Origin of the sequence: Marinomonas sp. ef1 (genome assembly GCF_002806845.1) — a bacterium.
Taxonomy (GTDB): Bacteria; Pseudomonadota; Gammaproteobacteria; order Pseudomonadales; family Marinomonadaceae; genus Marinomonas; species Marinomonas polaris.
This window is the reverse complement of sequence record NZ_NHTT01000006.1, coordinates 34,249-56,535: the sequence shown is the minus strand read 5'-3', so window position 1 is coordinate 56,535 and position 22,287 is coordinate 34,249. Positions and strand designations below refer to the sequence as shown.

Here is a 22,287-nt window from a genome sequence, read left to right as displayed (position 1 = left end):
ACCCTTCACCACTAATTCCTAGCAGGCAGTGGCGATAATCCCCAATCTTCTTCTTTTGGCTCAGTTGCCAAGACTCTTGGGTTTTCTGACCAATGTATTAGGCTCATTTCCCCGGCGGTGGATTCGGTTAACGCCGTGCAGTGTTCGACCCAGTCCCCATCGTTACAGTAGAGAACATTGTCTTTGATGCGAAATGAAGCGAAGTGAATGTGCCCGCAGATGTAGCCATCGACTTTGTGGTTTTTGGCGGATTTTAGTGCGGCGGTTTCAAAGCGCTCGATAAACTCTTTTGCTTTGCTGATGTGACTTTTCAAATAACCTGCCAGTGACCAATAGGGCAAGCCAACAAGGCGTCTTATGCCGTTTATCCATTGATTCAGCGACAACATCAGTCCGTGGGCTTTATCGCCAATGGCGAGCATGAGAGGGCTGATTTTTACCATTTGATCGAATTCATCACCGTGGCTGATATAAAAAGTTCGGCCGTTGGCGGTTTTGTGGCGAGCGTTGAGTTTTATCTCAATCCCAGAAAGCGTCTGGCCGGCGAATTGGCGGAAAAACGCATCATGATTTCCCGGAATATAAATGACCTTGGTACCGGACTTTGCCATAGCGAGAATGCGTTCGACCACTTGATGATGAGCATCGACAAAATAAGCACGATGACGCATTTCTTGTAGGTCGATAATATCTCCGACTAGATACAAGGTATCGGTTTTGATGCTTTGCAAAAAATCCAATAAATGCAACGCTTGGCAGGCTTTGGTGCCTAGATGAACGTCGGAAATAAATACGGATCGAAATGTGGTCTGCATAAGCGCCTCCTCTAGGGTCTATCTTAAAGATAAGGTGCTTATGTGACAGAGTTGTGAGGGCTTTGTGACAGTTAGGTCACAATACGCTTTCGCTTATTACCTCATCAGTATGTGTCGTTATATAAGGCTGCAGGTAAATATGATTGCCGCCTTGTTGCTTGGCCGATTTTTTTGCTTGAGCCGCTAGTTCTGCCACTTGGTGATGATTGGTACATTGTTTTGGGTTAGGGTGAACGACGCCAATAGCGAGGCTTAGAATTGGATGGAACATGGTATCGCCTTGGCGGTTTTTCGTCCAAACACCACCTTCTTGTAAGGTGTCTGTAGAATAAAAACCTCTAACTTGTTGTTCGAAGATTTCTAAAATGTTGTCGCATTGCTGTCGCCAATCTTGGTCGCCAAAGATCACCACAAAATCATCGCCACCAATATGACCAATAAAATTATTATCGGGATTAACTTGGTTTTTGATTAAAGAACCAACCAGCTGAATCACTTCATCGCCTATCGAATAGCCGAAGAAGTCATTAAATGGTTTAAAGTCATTTAAATCAAAATACGCCACGTAGAAGTTTTCGTTGGCTAATAAACGACGGCTGACTTCTCGATGAATCGGGACATTACCGGGCAATAAGGTTAGTGGATTGGAGTAGGTGGCATTTTGTATTTTTAGCTCGGTAATACGTTTTAATAGATCTCTTAGATGACCTGTGCCGATAAACTTGCCTTCTCGGACCACAATAATTTCGTTGTTAAGTGTGTCGGCTTCTTGGTTGGTCATCAAGGTGGAAACACTAGATAAGCTGACATTACTTTCGACAATTAGTACATCACTGCTGAGTAAATTGGTAACCGGTTTATGTTCGTACAAAGCGCGTCCATAAGGTGTAGAAAAAAGCTCATGCAGCTGATGTCTGCGAACCACACCGACAGGCTCGTTGTTGTGGTTTAGTACGGGAATAGCCACTAAGTCTGGTTGCTTTTTAAAGCATTGGGATGCGTCTTCTAATAAGCTGTTTTCTTGCAAGCTTGGTGTAGGACGACACAGTGTTTGTACGGTTTCTGCGTGATCCACTTGGAATTGCGAACGTCGCTGAGCTTGTTTTACTAAATAGGGATGAGTCGAAAAAGCAGGGTTTTCCACCGGACGCCCAAGAAAATAGCCTTGCCCTAGCGTGACGCCAATTTCAATGAGTTGGTCGAGTTCTTGTTGTGTTTCTATGCCTTCTGCAATGAGTATGCAATTTAGTCGCTGAGCAATGGTCAGAATCGAGCGGACAAACTCTCGTTTGATTTCGTCTTTGTCGATTCCTTTAATGAAATGTTTATCGACTTTGACTATGTCTGGCTGCAATTCAGACCAAAGCTGAAGGCCAGAATAACCGACACCAAGGTCATCAATGGCAACTTGAAAGCCCATTTTACGATAATGATCGACACTACTGCGCGGCAAGCCATTATGGTCGTACGGATGCTGTTCAGAAAGCTCGATGACAATGTCTTTTTGATCCAATCCCAGCTCATTTAAAATCGCCAATGTCATACCAGACTGGTGATCTGGTGACCCCAATAAAGAGGCGCTAACGTTCAAAAATAAGCGGCCTTTTAATTCGAGTTTGGCGAATTTTGATAGGGCTTTTTCACGGCAAAGTAACTCTAGTTTATGAAGTTTTCCTTCTTGCTGAGCCAGTGTAAATAATGGATCTGGAGAAAAAAGCGTGGAATTCATTGGGCCACGAGAAAGTGCTTCATGCCCATATATTTCACCATTACTTAAATCGTAAATAGGTTGGAAGTATGGCGTGATTAATCCATTCGAAAGGATTTTCTCAAGTAGAGCATTATTGTCAATTTGGCTCATTTTCTCTCAGATACGTCTAGGTTAAAAAAGTGGCTAGAGCGATATTTTATGTCAAATTTATGACACTTTGATGACTTGGGTTGAGATGAAAATGCTTTGCTAAGGGAGGTGTTATCTAGAGAAAAACTGAAGGTTTTAAGGTTCTTTGTGAAGAGAAGCCCGTTACCGGATCGATTTCTTATTCTTGCCTTTCGATCATCGGGAACATTGGGTTCTTCATCGTCGTGCTTTATTTGCTTTTATAACGGTTGTTGATTAATTAGTGACAACAACGGAAATAAACTAGTCAAATACAGATGACGTAAAAGCTTTTTACTGAAAATATTAGTGCTGTGGTTGAACTGAGGTTTTTACTGTGCGGTTAGCGGTCAATTTTGCAAAAAATGCTTTTACGCTAGCGACTGCTTTTTTAGTTGCTTCTGCAAAGTATGCACGACGCAATTCGTAAGCTTTTTCTACATAGTAGTCAGCATCAAGGTTGCCGAAAGCGTCATATTTAAGATCGTTTTTCATAGTGATTCTCCTAAAAAAGTTCAGTCATATTTGACACTTGTTATTCTAGGTTCTGACCAATCATTCAGCAAACGATCAATTTTCAGCTAATAGGTTAGAAAAATTCATCAAATGGATGGTTGATTACTCAGGATTCTAAACTTCCCTGGTGGAATGCCTGTGGATCGTTTGAAAAAACGCGAAAAATACCCCGGATCTTTAAAGCCTAAGTCGTAACTGATCTCCTCTACAGAACGTGCTGTATAGATAAGACTGCGCTTTGCTTCTAATAAAACGCGATCATGAATTAAGTCCAATACGCTTTGGTTAAAGGTGGTTTTACTAAGCCTATTTAAGCGGCTGGTGGACGTACTCAGCGCATCGGCATATTGATGGCTACTCCAATGCTCTCGGTAGTGTTTTTCGATCAGCTCTTTGAGTTGGTGAGCATGGCTATTTTCTGTTTTATTGGTGACATTGCTTTCGCCATTGACGTGTTGGCGATGAAGTAACAGCAAAATAGCTTTAATGAGATATTCGCTCATTAAAGCTCGGCCTTCACGTATAAATGAAGACTCACTTTCTAGCTGCTGAATGAGCGGCCAAAGCTCTGAAAACATATTGCGATGACCATTAAAGTCGATGTAACAAGCCTGACTAAGTAGTGGTTGGATAAACTTCGCGGCCTTTTCTTTGTAGGCATCCTCAAGCAAAGGCTCGGCAATGCTGATGACTCGCCCGTCGGTATCCGGCGCGAAACGAAAACCATGCACTACGCCAGCGGGAACAATAATCGCCCATGCACCTTGTAGCTTGTGTTGTTGCTCGTCGAGCTGAACTTTTACTTCACCAGATTTTAAAATCAGAATTTGAAACAGCTGAGCGTGCCGATGTGGGTTGATTTTCCAGCCTAAGTCACCGCTGCGAGATTCTATGTCTTCAATATGAAAAAACTCTGGGTCATTTATCCAGCTGGATTCGCCATAAAGTCCAAAGTGAGGAATGTTAGATTTCTGCATGTTACTCTTCATATTTTTATAAGTTACACAAATGTACTTTTTTAGTTGTTTGTTTCTATGAGGCTAAAATTTACAAAAATACGCATATTTATAGGTTTTTATAAGCGAAAAGTGCCATAAAGTCATTTTAAATCGTGTTTTGGCTGCTAATTTAAAAAATCATCCATGATCAAAAAGTACAATTTTTTGATCATAAATTACCTAACGTATTATCTATTTATCTTCCATTATGTTGTCACTAGCACGTTGATCACTGAATCAACGTCGAGAAAATAACAATAAATCGGAGAGAAAGATGAAAACACAAGTAGCGATTATTGGTGCAGGTCCATCGGGTCTATTACTTGGACAATTGTTGGCAAAGCAAGGGATCGACAATGTCATTATTGAACGCGTTTCTGGTGAGTACATTCTAGGTCGAATTCGTGCAGGCGTGCTTGAACAAGGTATGACGGATTTGCTGCGTGAAGCCGGTGTTGGTGAGCGCATGGATCGTGAAGGCCAAGTGCATCATGGTGTTGAGTTAGCGTTTAATAACAAACGTGTAAAGATTGAATTAGAAAAACTCACTGGTGGCAGTACTGTGATGGTGTATGGCCAAACAGAAGTGACCCGTGATTTGATGGAAGCTCGTGACGGTGCTGGTTTAACCACGTATTACGAATCGAGTAATGTGGCTTTACATGACGTGAAAAGCGACGCTCCCTACGTGACTTTTGAACACAACGGTGCAACACACAGGTTGGATTGCGATTACATTGCAGGTTGCGATGGTTTCCATGGTGTATCACGTCAAACTATTCCTGAATCTTCTCGTAAAGAGTTTGAGCGTGTTTATCCGTTTGGTTGGTTGGGTGTTTTGTCTGACACACCACCAGTAAACGACGAATTGATTTATTGTAAAACAGATCGTGGTTTCGCTATGACTAGCATGCGCTCCGCCACTCGTTCTCGTTATTACCTTCAGGTTCCTCTTACTGACAAAGTAGAAGACTGGAGCGATGATGATTTCTGGACAGAGCTAAAACGCCGTCTTCCAGACGATGTGGCTGAAAAACTAGTGACAGGGCCTAGTATCGAAAAGAGCATCGCGCCACTACGCTCGTTTGTTTGTGAGCCAATGCAATATGGTAATTTGTTTCTTGTTGGCGACGCCGCGCATATCGTTCCGCCAACGGGGGCGAAAGGTTTGAATCTGGCGGCTTCTGACGTAGCAACTTTGTATAAAGTAATGACTCGTATTTACAAAGAAGGTGATAAAGAGTGCATCTCTCAGTATTCCGACATTTGTTTGCGTCGTGTTTGGCATGGAGAGCGTTTTTCATGGTGGATGACTAATATGTTGCACGACTTTGGTCAGGGCGATGAGCATGATAATGACGCTGCAACCCATGGTAAATTTATGAGTTCGGAGTTGAATTTTTACACGGATAATGAAGAAGGGCGCCGTATTATTGCTATGCAATATGTTGGTTTGCCTTATGAAGATCTGGTTTAAGTGATAAGCACGGTCTTGTAGTAAAAAATAGCGGCACGTAATCTTTATTACGGCCGCTTTTTTGTTTTATAAAGGGCTTGACTAGCTTAGCCGCAACACTTTTTGTATTTCTTATTGCTGCCACATGGACATGGGTCGTTACGTTGTGGTGCTTTTTCAACAATTTGAGGCACAGGTTTGTTAAGGGCTACGTCTAAAGGTGTAATGTCCTCAGGCATCTCACTGTCAATGCGAATCTCTGCAAATAAGCCGTTAGCGGTCAATATAGTGTTTATTTCATGCTCACGCTCGGCGCTTTGTACTTGCAAAATTAGCGGGTTTTCTTCGCTTCCAGATTTCACTTTAGGCTTAGGCTGATAATTGCCTAGGTTATGCTTGCCCATGATATCGGGTCTACCACGATAAAAGAATTTTGACACAGGTGTTCCTAATGATATGTAAAACCACTCACAGCGAGTGGCTCAATGCAGCGTATTCTAACAGAATTTAGAGTAGTTAGCGCGTATCTTTAATGTCGCCAAATAGCGTGTTTTCGCGTCGAGGTGAATTATTTTTTGTTGAGTATTTCCGGTGTTATGACCTTGTATAAAGTGATGAACCGTCTACAAAAAAAGATGGCCAAAATGTATCTCGACGTATTCAAATATTGGTATACGCCAAGTAAGACTAACGTGATTTTCATGGTGGTAATTAGGCAACCTATGAAGAGTTTATGAGTTTGAACTGAACTTCTACACAGACACTGAAGCGGCTCGTCGTATCATCGCTATGCAATACATTGTTTTACCGTACAAAGATCTATCCTGAGTCATAAAAAACGAATGAGTCTCATCAAAAATGAAAGTAATTTTTCTTGATGAGATATTTTTTTAAAAATAAATTTTATTTATAAATATCAATTATATAGATGTTTTTTATGCTTTTTTTTAATGAATTTAATGAGTGTGTATTTTTATAAAATACGGTTGTTCTATCTAATTTTTCAATGCCTTTCCTTCATAATCAATTACCTTTCTGAACAGTAGATTGCTAATCTGTTTTTTGATTAGTCAGTTTTTAAAAACTGAATACAATAATAAATCTACTTTGGAGTCGAACATGATAAAAATAATAAAGCACGCTGCCATAACGGTCGTTGCTGCTTCCGCTATTGTAAGTGCTCAGGCAAATGCATCGGCAGAATATACATTGCGTTTCAGCCACTTCTTTCCTGAATTATCAGACCCAAGCCAAAAACTATTTATAAAATGGGCTGAGGCAGTTGAAGCAGAATCTAACGGACGTATCGACGTTCAGATGTATCCTTCTAGTACATTGGCAAAACCACCAGCTCAGTATGATGCCGTGAAGAATAGCATTGCAGATGTGACCGTGACCGTTCAAGGCTACACAGCAAATCGTTTTCCGCTAACACAAATTGTTGAATTACCTGGTGTGTCGCAGAATGCAGCTCAAGGCTCTTGTGTTGTGCAGTCTTTGTACGATGAAGGCCTTATTTCTGATGAATACAACCAAACTAAACCACTATTTTTATTTACTCATGGACCAGGTGGTCTTCATACCACAAATAAAGAAATCAAAGTTCCTCAAGATTTAGAAGGCTTACGTATCCGTCGTCCAACTGCGGTGGTTGCAAAGTTGCTTGAAGGTCTGGGTGCGCAACCTGTTGGTATGCCGGCGCCAGATGCTTATCAGTCCGCACAGCGCGGTGTAATTGATGGTGTTGCCTTACCGTGGGAAGGTGAATACACGTTCCGTCTAAATGAACTAACGCCTTATCACACTGAAGTTGGTGGTCTTTATACATTGGCTTTTGTCATGACGATAAATAAGTCTTTCTATAATCGTCTGCCTGCAGACCTTAAAAAAGTCATTGATCATAACTCTGGTATGGAGTGGTCTAAAAAAGCCGCTACCGTATTTGATGATTTAGATGCGAAAGGCCGTGCTCAAGCGATCGAAATGGGTCATAAAATTACTGTAATCGAAGATGGTGCTGAGAATCCATTGTGGAAGCCTGTTCTTTATCAAGCGACTGAAGAGTATTTGGATGAGCTGCAGAAGAAAGGTCTACCTTCTTACAAGGTCTATGCACGTGCAGTTGAGCTGTCCAAAACAGCGTGTAAATAAAAGCTGTTTAGATATTTAAGCAAAGTAGTGGTAGTTGGAGAGAGTTAATGAAAGCAATAGCTCGAATAATAGAGCGTATCACGCATGGAATGCACTTACTGGGCGGTTTTTTCTTAATCGCTATGATGGTGGTTACCTTGTTTGATGTTTTCACTCGAGGTTTGTTTACTATAACGGACGGTGCCGTGGACTGGACCATTCTTGGTGGCATTGAGATGGTGAAATACAGTCTGTTGTTTACAGTACTCTTCATTCTGCCGCATTCGGTCAGCCGTTCGCAGGTCATTGTTGACCTGTTTACGGAGCGACTATCAAGCAAAGCAAAAAATAGATTAGAAGCTGTTTATATTCTTTGTTTTGGTTTAATGGGAGTCGGCATGAGCTATGGCTTTTATCATTTGGTAGAAGAAGCGGCGATGAGCTATGAAACGACCCAAGATCTATTGATTCCATTGACGTATTTTTATGCGGTTGCTTGTTTTGCGACTGCTATGCTAGCTGTTTCCGCAGTGGCGTACACGTCTCGACTATTATTTTGTGAGAAGGCTGAGTCATGAGTACTTCAATGATTGGTATGGTTTGCATTGCGGCCATGTTGTTGTTAATTGCGCTACGAGCGCCTGTTGCTTTAACGATGGCATTAGCTGGTTTTGTTGGTTTTGGTTGGATTGTAGCTTTTGATCCAGCGGTTTCTATTCTTGCTAGTGGTCCATTTGAAACTTTGTCAAATTACAGTTTTAGTCCTATTCCCATGTTTATTCTTATGGGGGTGTTCGCTTCAAAGTCGGGGATGTCGCAAGAACTGTTCCAAGGCGCGCGAGCTATGTTTGGTAGCTGGCGTGGCGGGATGGGATTGGCTGCGGTAACTTCGTGCGGTATTTTTTCAGCTATTTCTGGTTCCTCTATGGCAACTGCAGCGAGTATGTCGCGAGTGGCTTTACCTGAAATGGAAAAGAACGGTTATGCACCAACATTAGCAACAGGAGTGTTAGCGGCGGGTGGAACATTAGGTATCATGATACCGCCTTCTATCGCTCTGTTATTATATGCTTTGATTACCGAGCAATCTGTCGGAGCTATGTTTATTGCAGGTGTGATTCCTGGGTTACTTGGATTGGTGATGTATGGACTTACTGTCGCTGTTTTAGTTACTGTCTTTCCAAATATAGCTCAACCAGGTAAGGCGACAACGTTAAAAGAAAAGTTCTTGGGGCTTAAAGGCTTAGTTCCTTTTACCGGTGTTTTTGTATTCATTATCGGCGGTATTTATACTGGATGGTTTACGCCGACTGAAGCATCTGCAGTGGGGGCTGGGGCAACGTTGTCTATCGCTCTGGTACGAGGTATGCGCTTCGCACAATTTAAAGAAGCAGTTGGCGAAACCCTGATTATGTCTGCAATGATTTTCTTTATGATCATTGGTGCGGAGATTTTTGGCTACTTCCTTTCAGTGTCACGCATTTCTTTTGCTTTGGTTGAGTATGTTGATAGCCTTCATTTAGGACCTTATATGGTTCTATTCTGTGTCTTGATTTTGTTTATGCTGCTAGGTTGCGTTATGGACAGTATTGCGATGCTGTTGTTGACTGTTCCAGTAGTGTATCCACTGATTGAGGCTGCAGGTTTTGATCCTATTTGGTTTGGTATCGTCGCTGTTATTACCGTGGAACTTGGCTTAATTACGCCGCCCGTTGGTATGAATGTCTTCGTTATTAAATCCGTTGCCCCGCATATTTCTATTGGAGATATGTATAAAGGGGTGATGCCATTCGTAATATCTGATTTGCTTCGTTTAGCACTCATTGTAGCGTTCCCTGTATTGGCGGTTGGTTTGTTATAGATAGATGTAGATGAAGTGCTTAAATAAAAAATGGTTCTGTTTAGAGCCATTTTTTTATTCTGTTTTAAGCATATAAAAAAGCCAGATTCAGCTTAGGCTGAATCTGGTTTTTTTTCGAATTGGTAGTTTGTTATTAACTTTACTTTTTACCAACAGAGTATGTCATTGAAACTTTGCGGCTGGCTTGAAATTGTTCCATCGTTTCCCCTCGCATACAGGCATAAATTTCGGGGTTGGATTTACCCAAGACAGCTGATAATTTTTCTAACCCGAAAAAGATAGCGCCGTAGCGAATCATCTCAATCCATTTTAGCTCACGGATCATGTCTTTTTCTTCATCTGTTAGTTGGCATTCTGACATCAGGGCTTCTTTATCTGCCAAAAATCGTTCACGGTGAATTTGGTTAGAAAGGTTGCGTAAGAACAGGTTCAAACGATACGCTTTGTGGCTGCGTTCTAAGGTAAAAGGGTAGGTTCCTTCTAGCTTTTCAAGACCATCTAGCTGATGTGTTAAATTAGGATCGACGATGACTGCATTGGTATCTTCGGTGTCTTCATAAATAACCGTCGCAATGTTTGTCATAGAAGGTAAATAGGTACTACGATGCACTTTATTGACCTTGTCTGATAAAGCCCCGCGCATAATTAACCACATAATGACTTCGGCCCCTTCGAATCCGCCTTTTGTAGCGTATTGCGCGTGTGTCATCTTGGTCAATTCTTCTGGATCTAATTCTAAAGCGTCTAAAAATTTGTTGTCCCAAGCTTCATCATTAAAGCCACAGCGTTCACCGTGTACTTGATGAGACAAACCACCTGTCGCCACAATGGCAACTCGCATATCATCATCAGGGAAACTCTGAATCGCCTTACGCAACGCTTTGCCAAACTGATAGCAACGTTTTGCTGTTGGTGCGGGAAACTGAAGGACACCCACTTGTAGCGGAACGACTGTTCCGTTCCAATATGCGCCATCTACTTCCGGTGCGATCATAGAGAATGGGGAGAAAAATCCATGGTCAAGCGGCTTCTTTTGGAATGTCGACAAATCAAACTCAGCATTCATCATTGATTGCGCAATGTGTTGTGATAAAGCCTTGTGGCCCTTGGCAGCAGGGTAGTCTCTTGCGCCGCCGCCTTCATCGGCTGTGATATAGGAATCGTCTACACCTAAAGTAAAAGGCGAGTAGTGATCAAAAAAGAATGAAGTGATGTGATCATTAAAAATAAGGAACATCACATTTACTTTTTGTTCATGTACCCATTTTTGTAAAACAGAGAAATCATCAAAAATAGGTTTCCAGGCAACATCAGCGCCTTTATTTGTATCTTTAGCGTATGCGATTGTTGGTGAATGAGAGGCACCAATGCCTCCTATAATTTTAGCCATTCTTTTTCCTTATATATTTTAAGAATTACTAGATATATAGAGAGGATACTCATAAACTAAAATTACAACAATTTATCAAATTAAAACCAATCGTTTCCATATGAAAACAATATATTCAAACTTACAAAGCAACTTGAGTGACATTCCTGCATTTGTGCAAGTGGTTGAAACTAAGAGTATGTCAGAAGCAGCAAGGCAATTAGGTGTGTCAAAGTCGACTATAAGTAAGTCGATTACACGTCTGGAAGAAGCGCTAAACCTTCGCCTGCTGGAAAGAAATTCTAGGAATATTTGGGTTACGACAGAAGGCTATACTCTTTATCAACACGCTTGCCAAATAATCCAACTTGTTAATGAAACAGATTCTGTTATTTCAGGTTTACAGTCTGAGCCAACGGGCAGGGTTAAATTGGCTGTGCCAATGGCATTTTGTCGGGAGTTTTTAGCCCCTAGACTCAATGAGTTCCAACATAGATATCCCAAAATACAGTTTGAAATAATGATGAATGGACATTCTTTGGATATTTTTCATTATGAAATTGATATCGCAGTGATTGTAGGTGAACTGGAAAACTCAGAATTAATTGCCATGCCGCTTTACTCTGGAAAATTAAAATGGGTTACATCAAAAGAATATTTTGCTGCCCAAAATGCTGCCATCACAATTGATTCACTTACTGATCATATTTCAATTTGTGAGACGCGATATGGTATTGATCGTTTTCCGGTTTATTGTCACTCAGAGAAAGTGTATTTGGATCTCCAGAACAATATTACTCATTGCAATGATCCTTTAACTGTTCGTGAGGTTGTGCTCTCCGGTAGTGGCATATCATTACTACCAGAGCAATACTGTTTAAAACAGATAGAGTCTGGAGAGTTGATTGAGGTAGCTGAGGATATAAAGCCAGAATCGGGTGCCGCTAAATTGACTGCTTTATATCCTAGTAGGAAGAATCGATCACAACGTATGGATGTTGTGCTGAGGTTTTTAAAAGAAATTTGTGACGATATAAACAACCAGTAATAGGTAAAAATTCAAATCAATTATTTGATTAATCTAAGCGTGTTAACCAAGTGAACATGGCTTCAATTGCTTGATTTGACCAGTTAATGGTTGCTTTTTCTTGGGCGCTTTGCAGGGTTTTTGCTATCCCTCTGGCGCTGACTGTCCAAGAGGCAAGGCGTGAACCTGTTGGATCGATGAGTTCCAGTGTACCCTCTTCAAATGCATAAAAGCGTCCATCTTGGGTTTCATGATGTTGCGCTGTTCGGCTATTAAGTTTGAACAGGGAGTCACTTTTAGGTGTCAGGCCAAAATGCGAAAGAGCACTTGCTAAGCTGTCTGCTTGCTTGGTTGAGGAAACATCAAAGCCATAATTGCTAAGTGCTAGGTTAAGGCGCTGCTCTATGTGTTGAATGTCTGTATCTGCTTTGCCTGCTGCTGTGTGTGCGGTTGAATAAAGGCTGAGCTCCTCTTCATAGGATTTGCGTTGAGCAAAATACGGGATGAGCTGCATGTAAGTTTGCCAGTCTTGCGGTGCCGGATATTTATCTTCTGTTTTAGTCAACGATGCTGCCAGCTTGCGGATTATGTCATCCGTATCATTAATAGCGATTTTTAGCTTGGCGACAATTCGACTACGATCAATAGATTGCAGCGCATAGACGTAGTTTTTACCGGCAAAGCGTTGCTCATTGATGGCTTGTTCTAGTTCAATAGGCGAGGTTGTTACTTGCGTATAGGCTGTTTGTGTTTTTGAAACTTGCTCTCCACCTTGCCCAGATCGCACTTGAGTGTCTTGTGTATTAATCTGACTTACTTGAGTACGAAGCTGCTGAGCAATTTGAACATTGCCGTTTTGTTCGGCTTGAGTAAACGCTAAGGCAATGTTTTCTATGCGCGCTGCGCTACCGACACCATACAAGTGTGTGCTGTCCTGTGGCGGAGATGATACCCAATTAGGCATACTCTCCGTTGTTTGACGCGATTGGGTATTAGAGCCCAAACACCCAGTTAAACTGAGTAATAGACCCGTCACCATCATCAAGTTGAATGGTATAGGCAAAGCAGAGAGTTTCATGGTTAGAAAAAGCCTTTGTCAGCCAATTTTTTGATTTTCTTCTGACCGTTCCAAACTTCACGGTTGGTCGTCATATCAATCAACTTAAGGTCGACTTGGTAGAAGCTCACGCGTTGGTCGCCATTGGAGTCAACGATTGAGTTAATAGTGCCAGATAGAGCGAAACCAGCGCCTTGCTCTAGACCAAATTTAGCAACGGTATCTGGTGCTGCATTAAGTTCTTGTTCTTCTCGTTCACTACGGACGTCATCCCGTTCAGCACCTGAGACAACAAAATCGACTTTGCCGGCACGTAATAAGCTGCGTTTGATGTCATTAATGAAGGTATCTACTGGAATATGTTCAGATGTCTTGTTACGGATGCTCTGTACAATGACGGTTGGATTGCCTTTCTTGTTGAAGTTGTAATCACGGAACCATGGGAAGGTCAGCATATCGCTCATCATTTCTTCTGCCACTAGACGTGAGTCGGTATCATTCCAACGGTCAGACAGCATAACGTCTTCGTTTGTGTCTATGCGCTTTACGCTGCCTGAACAAGCCGTTAATAACACGGCCATAAATAGAGTGAACATGCTCTTCCAAGATAGGGAAGCCCATTTAGACTGTGTTAGTTTATTAATGTGCATACTATTTTCCTTACGTCCGTTTTAGCTTGGTGCCAAGCTGTATTAGTGTAATCAATTTAATAAGGGTTGCGTAGATTCCAAAGCTTAATTTTATTGGCTTCTAAGTTGACCTTGCCGAGCGAGAAAGTTTTGTTATTCACCCTGTAATCTGGCGAGTATTCGCCAGGAGCTAATGGTTCACGCGTTAGTCTGACTTGTGCTGGTAGTGTCAGCCAATTACGCGTATCTGCAGCCGATGAGGCAAATACTGCAACTTGTCCAATTAGGTTTAATATCAAAGCTGCATTTTGATCCTGTACGTTTGATGACACTTGATACGCTAACCAGCTGCGTAATAATTCTCTTACTAAGCCTTCGTAAATATCTCGTTGCGCTTGCGCCAGTTGTTCCTGAAAGGCAATGTCAGCAAGGGATGTCATTCGTAGGCTGTTATTGATCGTGGCTGTTGAGCTATTCATTTGCAGTGTTGGCTGATGTTGATCCAATGTGAAGCGACCATAATACGGCACAGTAACGCGTATGGTTTGTTCGGTTAGTAGTTTATCTACCTTAGCTGAAGTGAGTTGTTGCCAAACGGGCCGCCCCAGAATTACACGTTTCGTAAAAATGCCTGAGAAAGTTCCCCATGCGCCACCCGCTTTATAATTAGCGATTAGATTGAGAGGATTAATATCAGCATAGACCATGGTAAACCAACGGAATGCATCGTTTGCTTCTATTGTTCCCCCACCATGAAGCGGTTCTAATACTAAAGAGTAAGCGCGAGGGTCGGCATACAATAATACCGTCATTTCCTTTTTATCAGGAATGAAGCCTTGGTGTTCCAAAACGACTAATTCCGCATCGCCTTTATGATATTGCTTGAGTTTTTCTTGCATAGCTGGAGACAGTTTGGTTGTGATTCTTTGATCTATCTCGCTTTGACTAAAACCGCCTTTTTGCATCATGCGAATTGCATCTAACCAAGCACGATCCGCCGTAGTACTAGGCAAAGCATATTGTTTTGCATAGCCGTCTTCATACAAGTTAGCTGCTTTTTCATAGCTGATACGAGCATCGTCGATTTCGCCATTCATCTCGTATTGCAGCCCTTCCATGTAGCGTGCCCAAGCATCGTCTCTATAGATAAACTTGTCGGTATCTCGTCCACCTGTATAAAAATCGCCTAACCAACTCAGCGCCTTCATATAAAAGGCTTGGTTTTCTTTGGCATTAAGGTCTTGGTAGCTGGGAGTTTGTGCTCGAATTTCATTGAGCTTAATATCAATGCGTCGCATTTCGACTAAAGCGGCATCGTTAAGTTCGCGTTTTTTGGCTTTATTGTCTTCTTTTTCCGCTAGAGCAATATAGTTCATCGATTTAAGATAGCTGATGTAAACGCGTTCTATACCGTTACCGCGGTAGTCGCTTTGCCTTGGGTTGCTTAGTAATGCCCAAGAGCGATTAGAAAAATTCTCCGGCAAGAAGGTATCGCTTAATCTTTCTGCTTGCTCCAGTAAGTCGTTACTGCGTTCGAACTCACCTTGATTCTGGGCAAGAGCACCGATTTCCATATAATAAAGCAGCTTGTCTTGGGAGCTGTCTAAAGCGCCTTCTAGTTTGCCTTCAGCCTCTTTCCATTCGCCTTCTTTTGCTAAGCTTAAGCCTGCATCAATATCTTGTTTGTAAGTCGCACATCCCGCTAAAAAGCAGATACTTACCCAAATAACAGCCCACTTCACATCAGATTCCTTTTTCTAAAAACTGATTGGCAACAAGTATCGAGAGCAGGATGAAGCAGCCGAGATAAAGTATTAACCAGCGAGCTTTGAGGCAATTCGGACAAGGCTTCTTTTTCTTTTTCATCACAGTTTCCATATATTCTTGCGATACTAAAAGTACTGGGGATACTAAAGTGCGAACGATATCTATTATGCAATAAAAAAAGGAAGCGCGTAGCCTCCTTTTTCGTAACTTTTAGTCGTTTTTGTCACTCAATATTTTTACTGAGTTGTTTCCGCTTGTTGCTTTTGTAGGCTTTCGATATAAAGCGCATCAAAATTTATTGGAGCAAGCATGATAGCTGGGAAGCTGCCTTTTACTACAACCGCATCGATGTTTTCACGAGCGTATGGAAATAAGGTAGCAGGGCAGAAAGCACCCAAAGCGTGATGTAATTGCTGATCATCAAGACCAGAAATAACAAACAGACCGCCTTGTTGAACTTGGACTAAATAGCCAGTGTTGCCATTGTTTTTAACCGTTACCGTAATTTCCAAAACAACTTCGTAGACATTTTCACCTACTTGACGGCTCTTAGTGTTTAGCTCTAAGCCAACTTCAGGTTTCCATTCTTCTTGGAATATCATTGGTGAACGAGGAGATTCAAAAGAAATATCTTTCAAAAACACACGTTGCATAGAAAGTTGTGGTGTCTGCGCTTCTTGTGTTTGTGCTTCTGGTGTTTCAGCTGTATCGGACATCTTGGTTCCTTTTTTTTAATAATTTCTATATAAAGCGATGAATTCGTTGCTCATTTATACCGTGTGCTTTATTGGAATGCCTATTTCTATGCAAGTAAGGCATCCAATTTTTGCTCGCGTTCAAGGGCATAAAGATCGTCGCATCCACCAACGTGTTGTTCACCAATCCAAATTTGCGGAACGGTGTGGCGGCCACTTTTTTCCATCATTTCTTGTCGTAACTCTCGCTCTCCGTCCACGCGAATTTCGTTAAAGGCAACACCCTTTGCCGTTAACAATTGTTTTGCTCTAACGCAAAAAGGACAGTAATCGCTAGAATAGATAGTGACGGTAGCCATAATTTTATCTCTTATCCTTTAACCAGTGGCAGGTTAGATGATTGCCATTCTGCAATGCCACCTTGAAGTTTGTAAACTTTGCCAAAACCGGCCTTTTTAAGGTCTTTAGCGCTTGCGCCAGACGTTACACCAGATTTGCAAACTATGATTATTGGGGCGTCTTTATGTTTCTCAAGGCGATTCATGTTGTCTTTCATCTTAGTCGCAGGAATATTTAGCGCACCTGTGATGTGGCCAGTGCTGAATTCTTTCTCTGGACGGATATCGACAACGACTGCGTCTTCGCTATTCATCAGGTTAGTTGCAGCAGAAGGTGTAAGCCCTTGCGCGCCGCCTTTGCTTTCAACGAAAAGTAGTGTGGCAAGAATCGCTAAAAAGACAGCGACCATTTCCCAGTGGTTGATAGAAAACTCAATAAGTTGATTTATCATAATCATAAGGCCCATATTTAAACTGCGAGCATTATACACGGCCTGATGGATCGGTACAGACTCTCAGGCGACTACTTTTGCTCGTCGCATCACACAAAGGTTTCTACCATAAAAACATGACAAGGATGTGATGCTCTGATCATTAAATGGTATGGGAAAATAAAAAACGAGCCACTGGGGCTCGTTATATCATACTAATTTACCGATTCGTTATTTAGCGCTGGTCGAATCAAAGATCTTGTCAGCGTTACCTTCGATGAAACTATCGAATAACACACCGTCTGGCATGGTGTGGCGACGAGCAAATTCATAAAAGCAGCTAGGGATGGTTTTTTGTTTGCCATCAGCAAAGCTGTAGTCGACTTTGTCAGCCATAGTGGAAGACTGTTCCAAGAAAGACTCTGGTGAGCCTTTGACCAAACCGCCAACTTGGTTTAACGCATAACCTTCGTTTTGAAGTAGTTCGTTTACTTTTTCAATTGTCGGGAATTTCTTCAAGTGATTGATACTTAAAGTGAAGTGGTTGGCTTGCAAGCCCATAGTCGATAACCAAGCCGCGTATTCACTGTGCTCTGCTAAAGCAAGATATTCGACTTCCGTTGGTGTTTTCCATAATCTCCCAGCCCAAAAAATAGCTGGTGTTTGCACGGCATTAGCTGGAATTTGTGCGATGAACTTGCCAATTATGTCTTGGCAGTTTGCTGGCAGCTCTTCCACTAAAAGTTCAGATAAAAACACCTTTGGAGAATCTGCATCCGTTTGGTGTTTGTAACAACGGGCTTTAAGGTGTTTGCTCTCGAAGCGAAACGCGCCGTAGGCTTTGTAGCCAATGGCTTCTAATTGCGGTTCCAATTTTTCTAATGAAATTGGCGAATTGTTAAAGGTACGAAAAGCTACGTGATCATTAAGAACGTTTTCACCATGGCTTTTAAACAGTTCTTGGATGCGCTGAGCTTGCGGTGTTATGTCTGTATAGTGATCCCACAAAGACGCGAAAAAATCATTTGGTGTCATAAGGTTTCCTGCAATAGTGTTAGGTCGATGTAAGGTACTTTAGTGCAGTGATCAGTCTTAAAGCAAAAGGTAAAAACGCACGTTGTGATGCGTAAAAGTTATGCGAGCCGTATTTCGGTCGGATTTTTGTTAATGAATAGTTGCTGCTTAGCCGTCAGGATCGTATTAATCAGATGAGCAGGAAAACTGCGTTCTTTCTTGTGAGCCAAACCAACCACGCGTTTCAATTTCACATCGTTTAAAGGGCGTAAACACAGGTCGCTGCGGCCTCGCGAAGAGTGTTCTGGAATGAGCGAAATACCCAATCCAGCGGCAACCAAATCTAACGCGTACTCTTCCGTTTTCACTTGAGCGCGAACATCTGTAGTGAGTTCTTGTTTTTGCATCAAGTAGTTCCAAGATTCCAAAATGTCGCATGGTGTACGAGAAATGAAAGGTTGCTTGTCTATTTGTTTAATTGATAGCGAAGGGAAATCTGCCAGCCAATGATCCAATGGCATAGCAATCACATAGTCGTCTTCCCAAAGTGGATAAAATACATCTTCTTCTGTGGTGTAACGATGGCAAGTAAAACGCAGATCGGCACTTTCTGATTCATCGACTAGCTTTAAGGTGAGCCCGTGAACTTCGTCTAGCATAGTTTTGATTACTTGGCTGATTAGCGAGCCAGATAAAAAAGGGGTCAAAGATATAGATAGAGCGAGCGGTGCCGGTGTGTCGGTAAATAAGCTGCGCATGGCGCTTAGGTCGCTGACCATTTTGCAGGCATGTGGATAAAGTTGCGAGCCGCTATCGGTTGGAGACACGCCTTTTGAATGGCGAACAAAAAGCTTCGTACCTAGGTCATCTTCTAATTGTGCGACCGTTGTAGATATGGATGGTTGTGCCACGAAGCAGCGTTTCGCAGCTGCGCTTAGGCTGCGTTCTTCGTAAACGGCAATAAAGTAACGTAATGATCGAATATCCATCTGTATGCTCTTTTAAAGGCGACTCTTGTGAAGATTGTCTCTGGGCTCCTTTCTAATATACCTATAGGGTTGATATCTTGCTATAGGTAAAAACTAGACCACTAGCAGGAAAACGGTATTTCTCATTCTAGCCTTAGCTGGTTATGGTGGTGGAAGTTAAATTTATACATACATAAATCTTAGAGGTTCATATGTCACTTACTTGCTTAGAAACACTCGGTGTCAATACCCTAAAACAGGGTGATACTTTTTATAGCGTATTAACAGGTAATACGGTTGCTTTGGGTGAAGGCAGTACTTTTTCCGCTCATAGCCCAATCGATGGTGCGACGTTGTCTACCTTTAACAACGCGACACCTGCACAGCTAGACAAAGTAAATGCTGAACTAAAAGACGCATTTAAAGTATTACGTACTATTCCTGCGCCACGTCGCGGTGAATTGGTTCGTCGTATTGGTGATGAAGCGCGCAAGTACAAAAATGAGTTGGCGCAAGTGATCTCTTTGGAAGCAGGAAAAATTGTTCCTGAAGCCTTGGGTGAAGTACAAGAATGGATTGACGTATGTGATTTCGCTGTCGGCCAATCTCGTATGCTACACGGTTTGTCTATCGTATCTGAGCGTCCTGGTCATCGTATGATGGAGCAATGGCATCCACTAGGTCCTGTTGCTGTCATCACAGCATTTAACTTTCCTATGGCGGTTTGGGCTTGGAATGCCATGCTGGGTCTTGTTTGTGGTGATCCAATTCTACTAAAACCTTCTGAAAAAGCGCCGTTGTGTGCCTTGGCTATGTACCAAATCGCGCAAAACGTCATTGCCGATATGCCCGATATCCCTAAAGCGGCTGTGTCTGTGATGATTGGTGATCGAGATCTTGGTGAAGCGATTGCGGCAAGCGAGACTTTCCCACTTGTTTCTGCAACAGGTTCTACTGTAATGGGTCGTGCTGTGGCGAAAACAGTAGCAGGTCGTTTAGGTCGTTCTTTGTTAGAGCTTGGCGGTAACAACGCGATGATTGTCTCTGATACTGCGGACCTAGATCTTGCGCTTCGTGCGATTGTTTTCTCTGCGGCTGGTACGGCTGGTCAGCGTTGTACAACATTGCGTCGTTTGATTACTCATGAATCTATTGTTGATGGTTTGGTTGAGCGTTTGGCGAAATCTTACGGCTCGCTTCGCGTTGGTAGCCCAATCGTTGAAGGTAATTTGGTTGGTCCACTAATTGACGAAGGCAGCTTCAACCGTATGCAAGCGGCTCTAGACACCGCGAAAAAACAAGGCGGCGAAATTGTTTGCGGTGGCGAACGTGTCACTGAAGGCGTTCCTGCTGGTGGTTTCTATGTTCGTCCTGCGATTGTTCGTATTGCTCATGATGCGCCAATCGTTCATGAAGAAACCTTTGCGCCTATCATGTATGTTTTGACTTACAAAACATTTGAAGAAGCGATTGAAATTCAAAACGAAGTGCCACAAGGTTTGTCTTCTGCCGTTTTCACTGAAAGCATGCGTGAAGCAGAATTGTTTATGTCTCCAGCAGGTTCTGACTGTGGCATTGCCAACGTTAACATTGGTACGTCTGGTGCTGAGATTGGCGGCGCGTTTGGTGGCGAAAAAGAAACGGGCGGCGGTCGTGAGTCTGGTTCTGATGCGTGGAGAAACTACATGCGTCGCACCACAAATACAGTGAACTACGGTGGTGATTTGCCGTTGGCTCAAGGTATTGTTTTTGAATAATTTTGGCTTATAGCGTTCGCTTTATATAGCGAATGCGTTTAATTGAGAATAAATAGGCGAGATTTTCTCGCCTATTTACGTTTTTACGTTTTGACCAATGTCCCTATGAGGTCATCTTATGTCTGATAAAATCTGCAATTCTTTATGGCGTGCAAGCTCTCCAGATGCGCCAGTGTTAGCGCCTTTAGAAGGGCGTGTCGATGTTGACGTCGTTATTGTTGGTGCTGGTTTTACTGGTCTTTCTGCCGCTTTGCATCTAGCCAAATTTGGTATTTCTGTTGCCGTAATTGAAGCGCAAGAAGTTGGCTTTGGTGGATCAGGGCGTAATGTTGGCCTAGCAAATGCTGGTGTCTGGCTAGAACCGGATCAGCTGGATAAAACCATCGGAGCTGAAGCTGGTAGTATTATGTATAAGGCTTTGGCGGCCGCTCCAGATTTTGTTTATGGCTTAATTAAAGAATACGATATTCAGTGCGAGCCAGTTCGTAATGGGACCTTGCACGCAGGCGTTGGCAAAACCGGTTTGGCTCAATTACAGCGTCGTTATGAGCAAATGAAGAAACGCGGTGCGCCAGTTCAGCTGCTTGATGCCGCAGAGGCGCAAGCTCGTATTGGTTCTAGTAAATTTAACTCTGCATTGTTTGATCCAAGGGCGGGTACCATTCAGCCTTTGGCTTATGCGCGTGGATTGGCTCATGCAGCGCTAAAAGAAGGCGCTAAACTTTTTGATCAATCGCCAGTGAGTAAAATCGAACCTGCCGAAGATGGTTGGGTTTTGCACACGGAAAAAGGCCAGGTGCATGCTGAAAAAGTGATTCTCGCGACCAATGCCTACAGTGAGTTTGGTGTTAAAGAGCAAGCACGTAAGTTTGTACCAATCTTTTATTCTCAATTGGCGACAAAGCCGTTAAGTGACGCGCAATTGGCTAGTGTGTTACCAAATAAAGAAGGCGTTTGGGATACTTGTACTGTGATGAGTTCTTTTCGCTTGGATAAACAAGGCCGCTTAGTTTTTGGTGGTATGGGCGGCGAGGGCAGCGTGTTGTCGAACTGGGCAACCCAGCGCGTCACGGAATTGTTCCCGATTTTAAGTAAGGTTGAGTGGGATTATTGCTGGACCGGAAAAATTGCTTACAGTGAAGATCATTTGCCCCATTGCCAACAGTTACAAAAAGGCTTGTTTAGTGTCGCAGGCTACAGCGGTCGAGGTATTGGGCCAGGAACTGTGGTCGGTGCGGAGCTGGCAGAATGGCTTTCGGGTCGAAGAGAAAACTTGTCCATTCCAACCACTGTGCTTAGAGATATATCATTTCGTGAATTGAGACGTTTGTTTTATGAGGTGGGTGCTCATACCTATCATCTTGGGCAGCAGTCGCACGCTTTGGATTAGAATGATAATTGCGCTTTGCCAATACTTTGTTAAAAATGGTCTTGGCTTCGCTCGTGACATCAAGCACAGGTCTCGTTAGTTTGACATTAGAGTAAGTTTACTGCGATTAATGACCACGCCAAAACGCATCGTTATGGTGCGTTTTTTATTTTACTGGTTGGGAATGAGAGTGATATAGGATACAGTTATC

General features: G+C 42.6%; 21 protein-coding genes. 7 read left to right on the top strand and 14 right to left on the bottom strand.

Annotation, left to right across the window (positions count from 1 at the left end; translation table 11 throughout):
* Positions 1–11: 11 nt before the first annotated feature.
* The 4 genes from CCS02_RS09730 to CCS02_RS09715 form a co-directional block, all read right to left on the bottom strand.
* The gene (locus tag CCS02_RS09730) at positions 12–815 is read right to left on the bottom strand and encodes a UDP-2,3-diacylglucosamine diphosphatase (RefSeq protein ID WP_100636431.1); all 804 of its coding nucleotides are present in this window, start codon (positions 813–815) and stop codon (positions 12–14) included.
* A gap of 76 nt (positions 816–891) precedes the next feature.
* Positions 892–2,676, bottom strand: coding sequence for a GGDEF domain-containing protein (locus tag CCS02_RS09725; protein ID WP_100186602.1), 1,785 nt, complete (start codon positions 2,674–2,676; stop codon positions 892–894).
* A gap of 324 nt (positions 2,677–3,000) precedes the next feature.
* Entirely contained in the window at positions 3,001–3,189 is a 189-nt protein-coding gene (locus tag CCS02_RS09720) for an RSP_7527 family protein (RefSeq protein WP_100636430.1), read from the bottom strand.
* Positions 3,190–3,296: 107 nt separating this feature from the next.
* Entirely contained in the window at positions 3,297–4,187 is an 891-nt protein-coding gene (locus CCS02_RS09715) for a helix-turn-helix domain-containing protein (protein ID WP_232728851.1), read from the bottom strand.
* Between the two features lie 295 nt (positions 4,188–4,482).
* On the opposite strand from CCS02_RS09715, the gene pobA reads away from it, so the two are divergent.
* Positions 4,483–5,685, top strand: coding sequence for a 4-hydroxybenzoate 3-monooxygenase (pobA, locus tag CCS02_RS09710; protein ID WP_100636428.1), 1,203 nt, complete (start codon positions 4,483–4,485; stop codon positions 5,683–5,685).
* A gap of 86 nt (positions 5,686–5,771) precedes the next feature.
* Here pobA and CCS02_RS09705 read toward each other — a convergent pair whose 3' ends face one another.
* Complete coding sequence (locus CCS02_RS09705) at positions 5,772–6,104, bottom strand: PBPRA1643 family SWIM/SEC-C metal-binding motif protein (protein WP_100636427.1); 333 nt, start codon at positions 6,102–6,104, stop codon at positions 5,772–5,774.
* 679 nt (positions 6,105–6,783) lie between these two features.
* Here CCS02_RS09705 and CCS02_RS09700 point away from each other — a divergent pair.
* From CCS02_RS09700 to CCS02_RS09690, 3 genes are read left to right on the top strand one after another with little or no spacing between them, the layout of a single operon-like run.
* Positions 6,784–7,815 (top strand): TRAP transporter substrate-binding protein, encoded by a 1,032-nt coding sequence (locus tag CCS02_RS09700; protein WP_100186607.1) that lies wholly within the window; start codon positions 6,784–6,786, stop codon positions 7,813–7,815.
* Positions 7,816–7,862: 47 nt separating this feature from the next.
* A complete protein-coding gene (locus CCS02_RS09695; protein WP_072838926.1) occupies positions 7,863–8,372 on the top strand; it encodes a TRAP transporter small permease in 510 nt (169 codons plus the stop codon).
* Positions 8,369–9,655: a TRAP transporter large permease gene (locus CCS02_RS09690; RefSeq protein ID WP_072838927.1), complete on the top strand. Its 1,287-nt coding sequence runs from the start codon at positions 8,369–8,371 to the stop codon at positions 9,653–9,655. Before CCS02_RS09695 ends, CCS02_RS09690 begins: the two co-directional genes overlap by 4 nt.
* A gap of 139 nt (positions 9,656–9,794) precedes the next feature.
* Here the strand turns inward: CCS02_RS09690 and CCS02_RS09685 are convergent, their stop codons facing one another.
* Positions 9,795–11,045: a gallate dioxygenase gene (locus CCS02_RS09685; RefSeq protein ID WP_100636426.1), complete on the bottom strand. Its 1,251-nt coding sequence runs from the start codon at positions 11,043–11,045 to the stop codon at positions 9,795–9,797.
* Positions 11,046–11,145: 100 nt separating this feature from the next.
* Here CCS02_RS09685 and CCS02_RS09680 point away from each other — a divergent pair, with 100 nt between their 5' ends.
* Positions 11,146–12,072 (top strand): LysR family transcriptional regulator, encoded by a 927-nt coding sequence (locus CCS02_RS09680; protein WP_100636425.1) that lies wholly within the window; start codon positions 11,146–11,148, stop codon positions 12,070–12,072.
* Positions 12,073–12,100: 28 nt separating this feature from the next.
* On the opposite strand, the gene CCS02_RS09675 is transcribed toward CCS02_RS09680, so the two are convergent.
* The 8 genes from CCS02_RS09675 to CCS02_RS09640 form a co-directional block, all read right to left on the bottom strand.
* Positions 12,101–13,129, bottom strand: coding sequence for an LPP20 family lipoprotein (locus CCS02_RS09675; RefSeq protein WP_100636424.1), 1,029 nt, complete (start codon positions 13,127–13,129; stop codon positions 12,101–12,103).
* 2 nt (positions 13,130–13,131) lie between these two features.
* Positions 13,132–13,758, bottom strand: coding sequence for a penicillin-binding protein activator LpoB (locus tag CCS02_RS09670; protein ID WP_198432055.1), 627 nt, complete (start codon positions 13,756–13,758; stop codon positions 13,132–13,134).
* Positions 13,759–13,814: 56 nt separating this feature from the next.
* Complete coding sequence (locus tag CCS02_RS09665; protein ID WP_100636423.1) at positions 13,815–15,479, bottom strand: hypothetical protein; 1,665 nt, start codon at positions 15,477–15,479, stop codon at positions 13,815–13,817.
* Between the two features lie 261 nt (positions 15,480–15,740).
* Positions 15,741–16,220 carry a protein-export chaperone SecB gene (gene secB, locus CCS02_RS09660; protein ID WP_072838930.1) on the bottom strand — a complete coding sequence of 160 codons (480 nt, stop codon included), beginning with the start codon at positions 16,218–16,220 and terminating at the stop codon, positions 15,741–15,743.
* Between the two features lie 86 nt (positions 16,221–16,306).
* Positions 16,307–16,558, bottom strand: coding sequence for a glutaredoxin 3 (gene grxC / locus CCS02_RS09655; RefSeq protein WP_011978545.1), 252 nt, complete (start codon positions 16,556–16,558; stop codon positions 16,307–16,309).
* Between the two features lie 11 nt (positions 16,559–16,569).
* Positions 16,570–16,989, bottom strand: a complete 420-nt coding sequence (locus CCS02_RS09650; RefSeq protein WP_072838931.1) for a rhodanese-like domain-containing protein — start codon at positions 16,987–16,989, stop codon at positions 16,570–16,572.
* Positions 16,990–17,199: 210 nt separating this feature from the next.
* Positions 17,200–18,003 carry a DUF1338 domain-containing protein gene (locus CCS02_RS09645; protein WP_100636422.1) on the bottom strand — a complete coding sequence of 268 codons (804 nt, stop codon included), beginning with the start codon at positions 18,001–18,003 and terminating at the stop codon, positions 17,200–17,202.
* A gap of 98 nt (positions 18,004–18,101) precedes the next feature.
* Positions 18,102–18,971 (bottom strand): LysR family transcriptional regulator, encoded by an 870-nt coding sequence (locus CCS02_RS09640; RefSeq protein ID WP_100186611.1) that lies wholly within the window; start codon positions 18,969–18,971, stop codon positions 18,102–18,104.
* 191 nt (positions 18,972–19,162) lie between these two features.
* Between CCS02_RS09640 and amaB the strand changes: the two genes are divergently transcribed.
* Both amaB and CCS02_RS09630 read left to right on the top strand, forming a co-directional pair.
* Entirely contained in the window at positions 19,163–20,707 is a 1,545-nt protein-coding gene (gene amaB, locus CCS02_RS09635; RefSeq protein WP_100636421.1) for an L-piperidine-6-carboxylate dehydrogenase, read from the top strand.
* Between the two features lie 118 nt (positions 20,708–20,825).
* Positions 20,826–22,097 (top strand): NAD(P)/FAD-dependent oxidoreductase, encoded by a 1,272-nt coding sequence (locus CCS02_RS09630; protein ID WP_100636420.1) that lies wholly within the window; start codon positions 20,826–20,828, stop codon positions 22,095–22,097.
* Positions 22,098–22,287 lie beyond the last annotated feature (190 nt).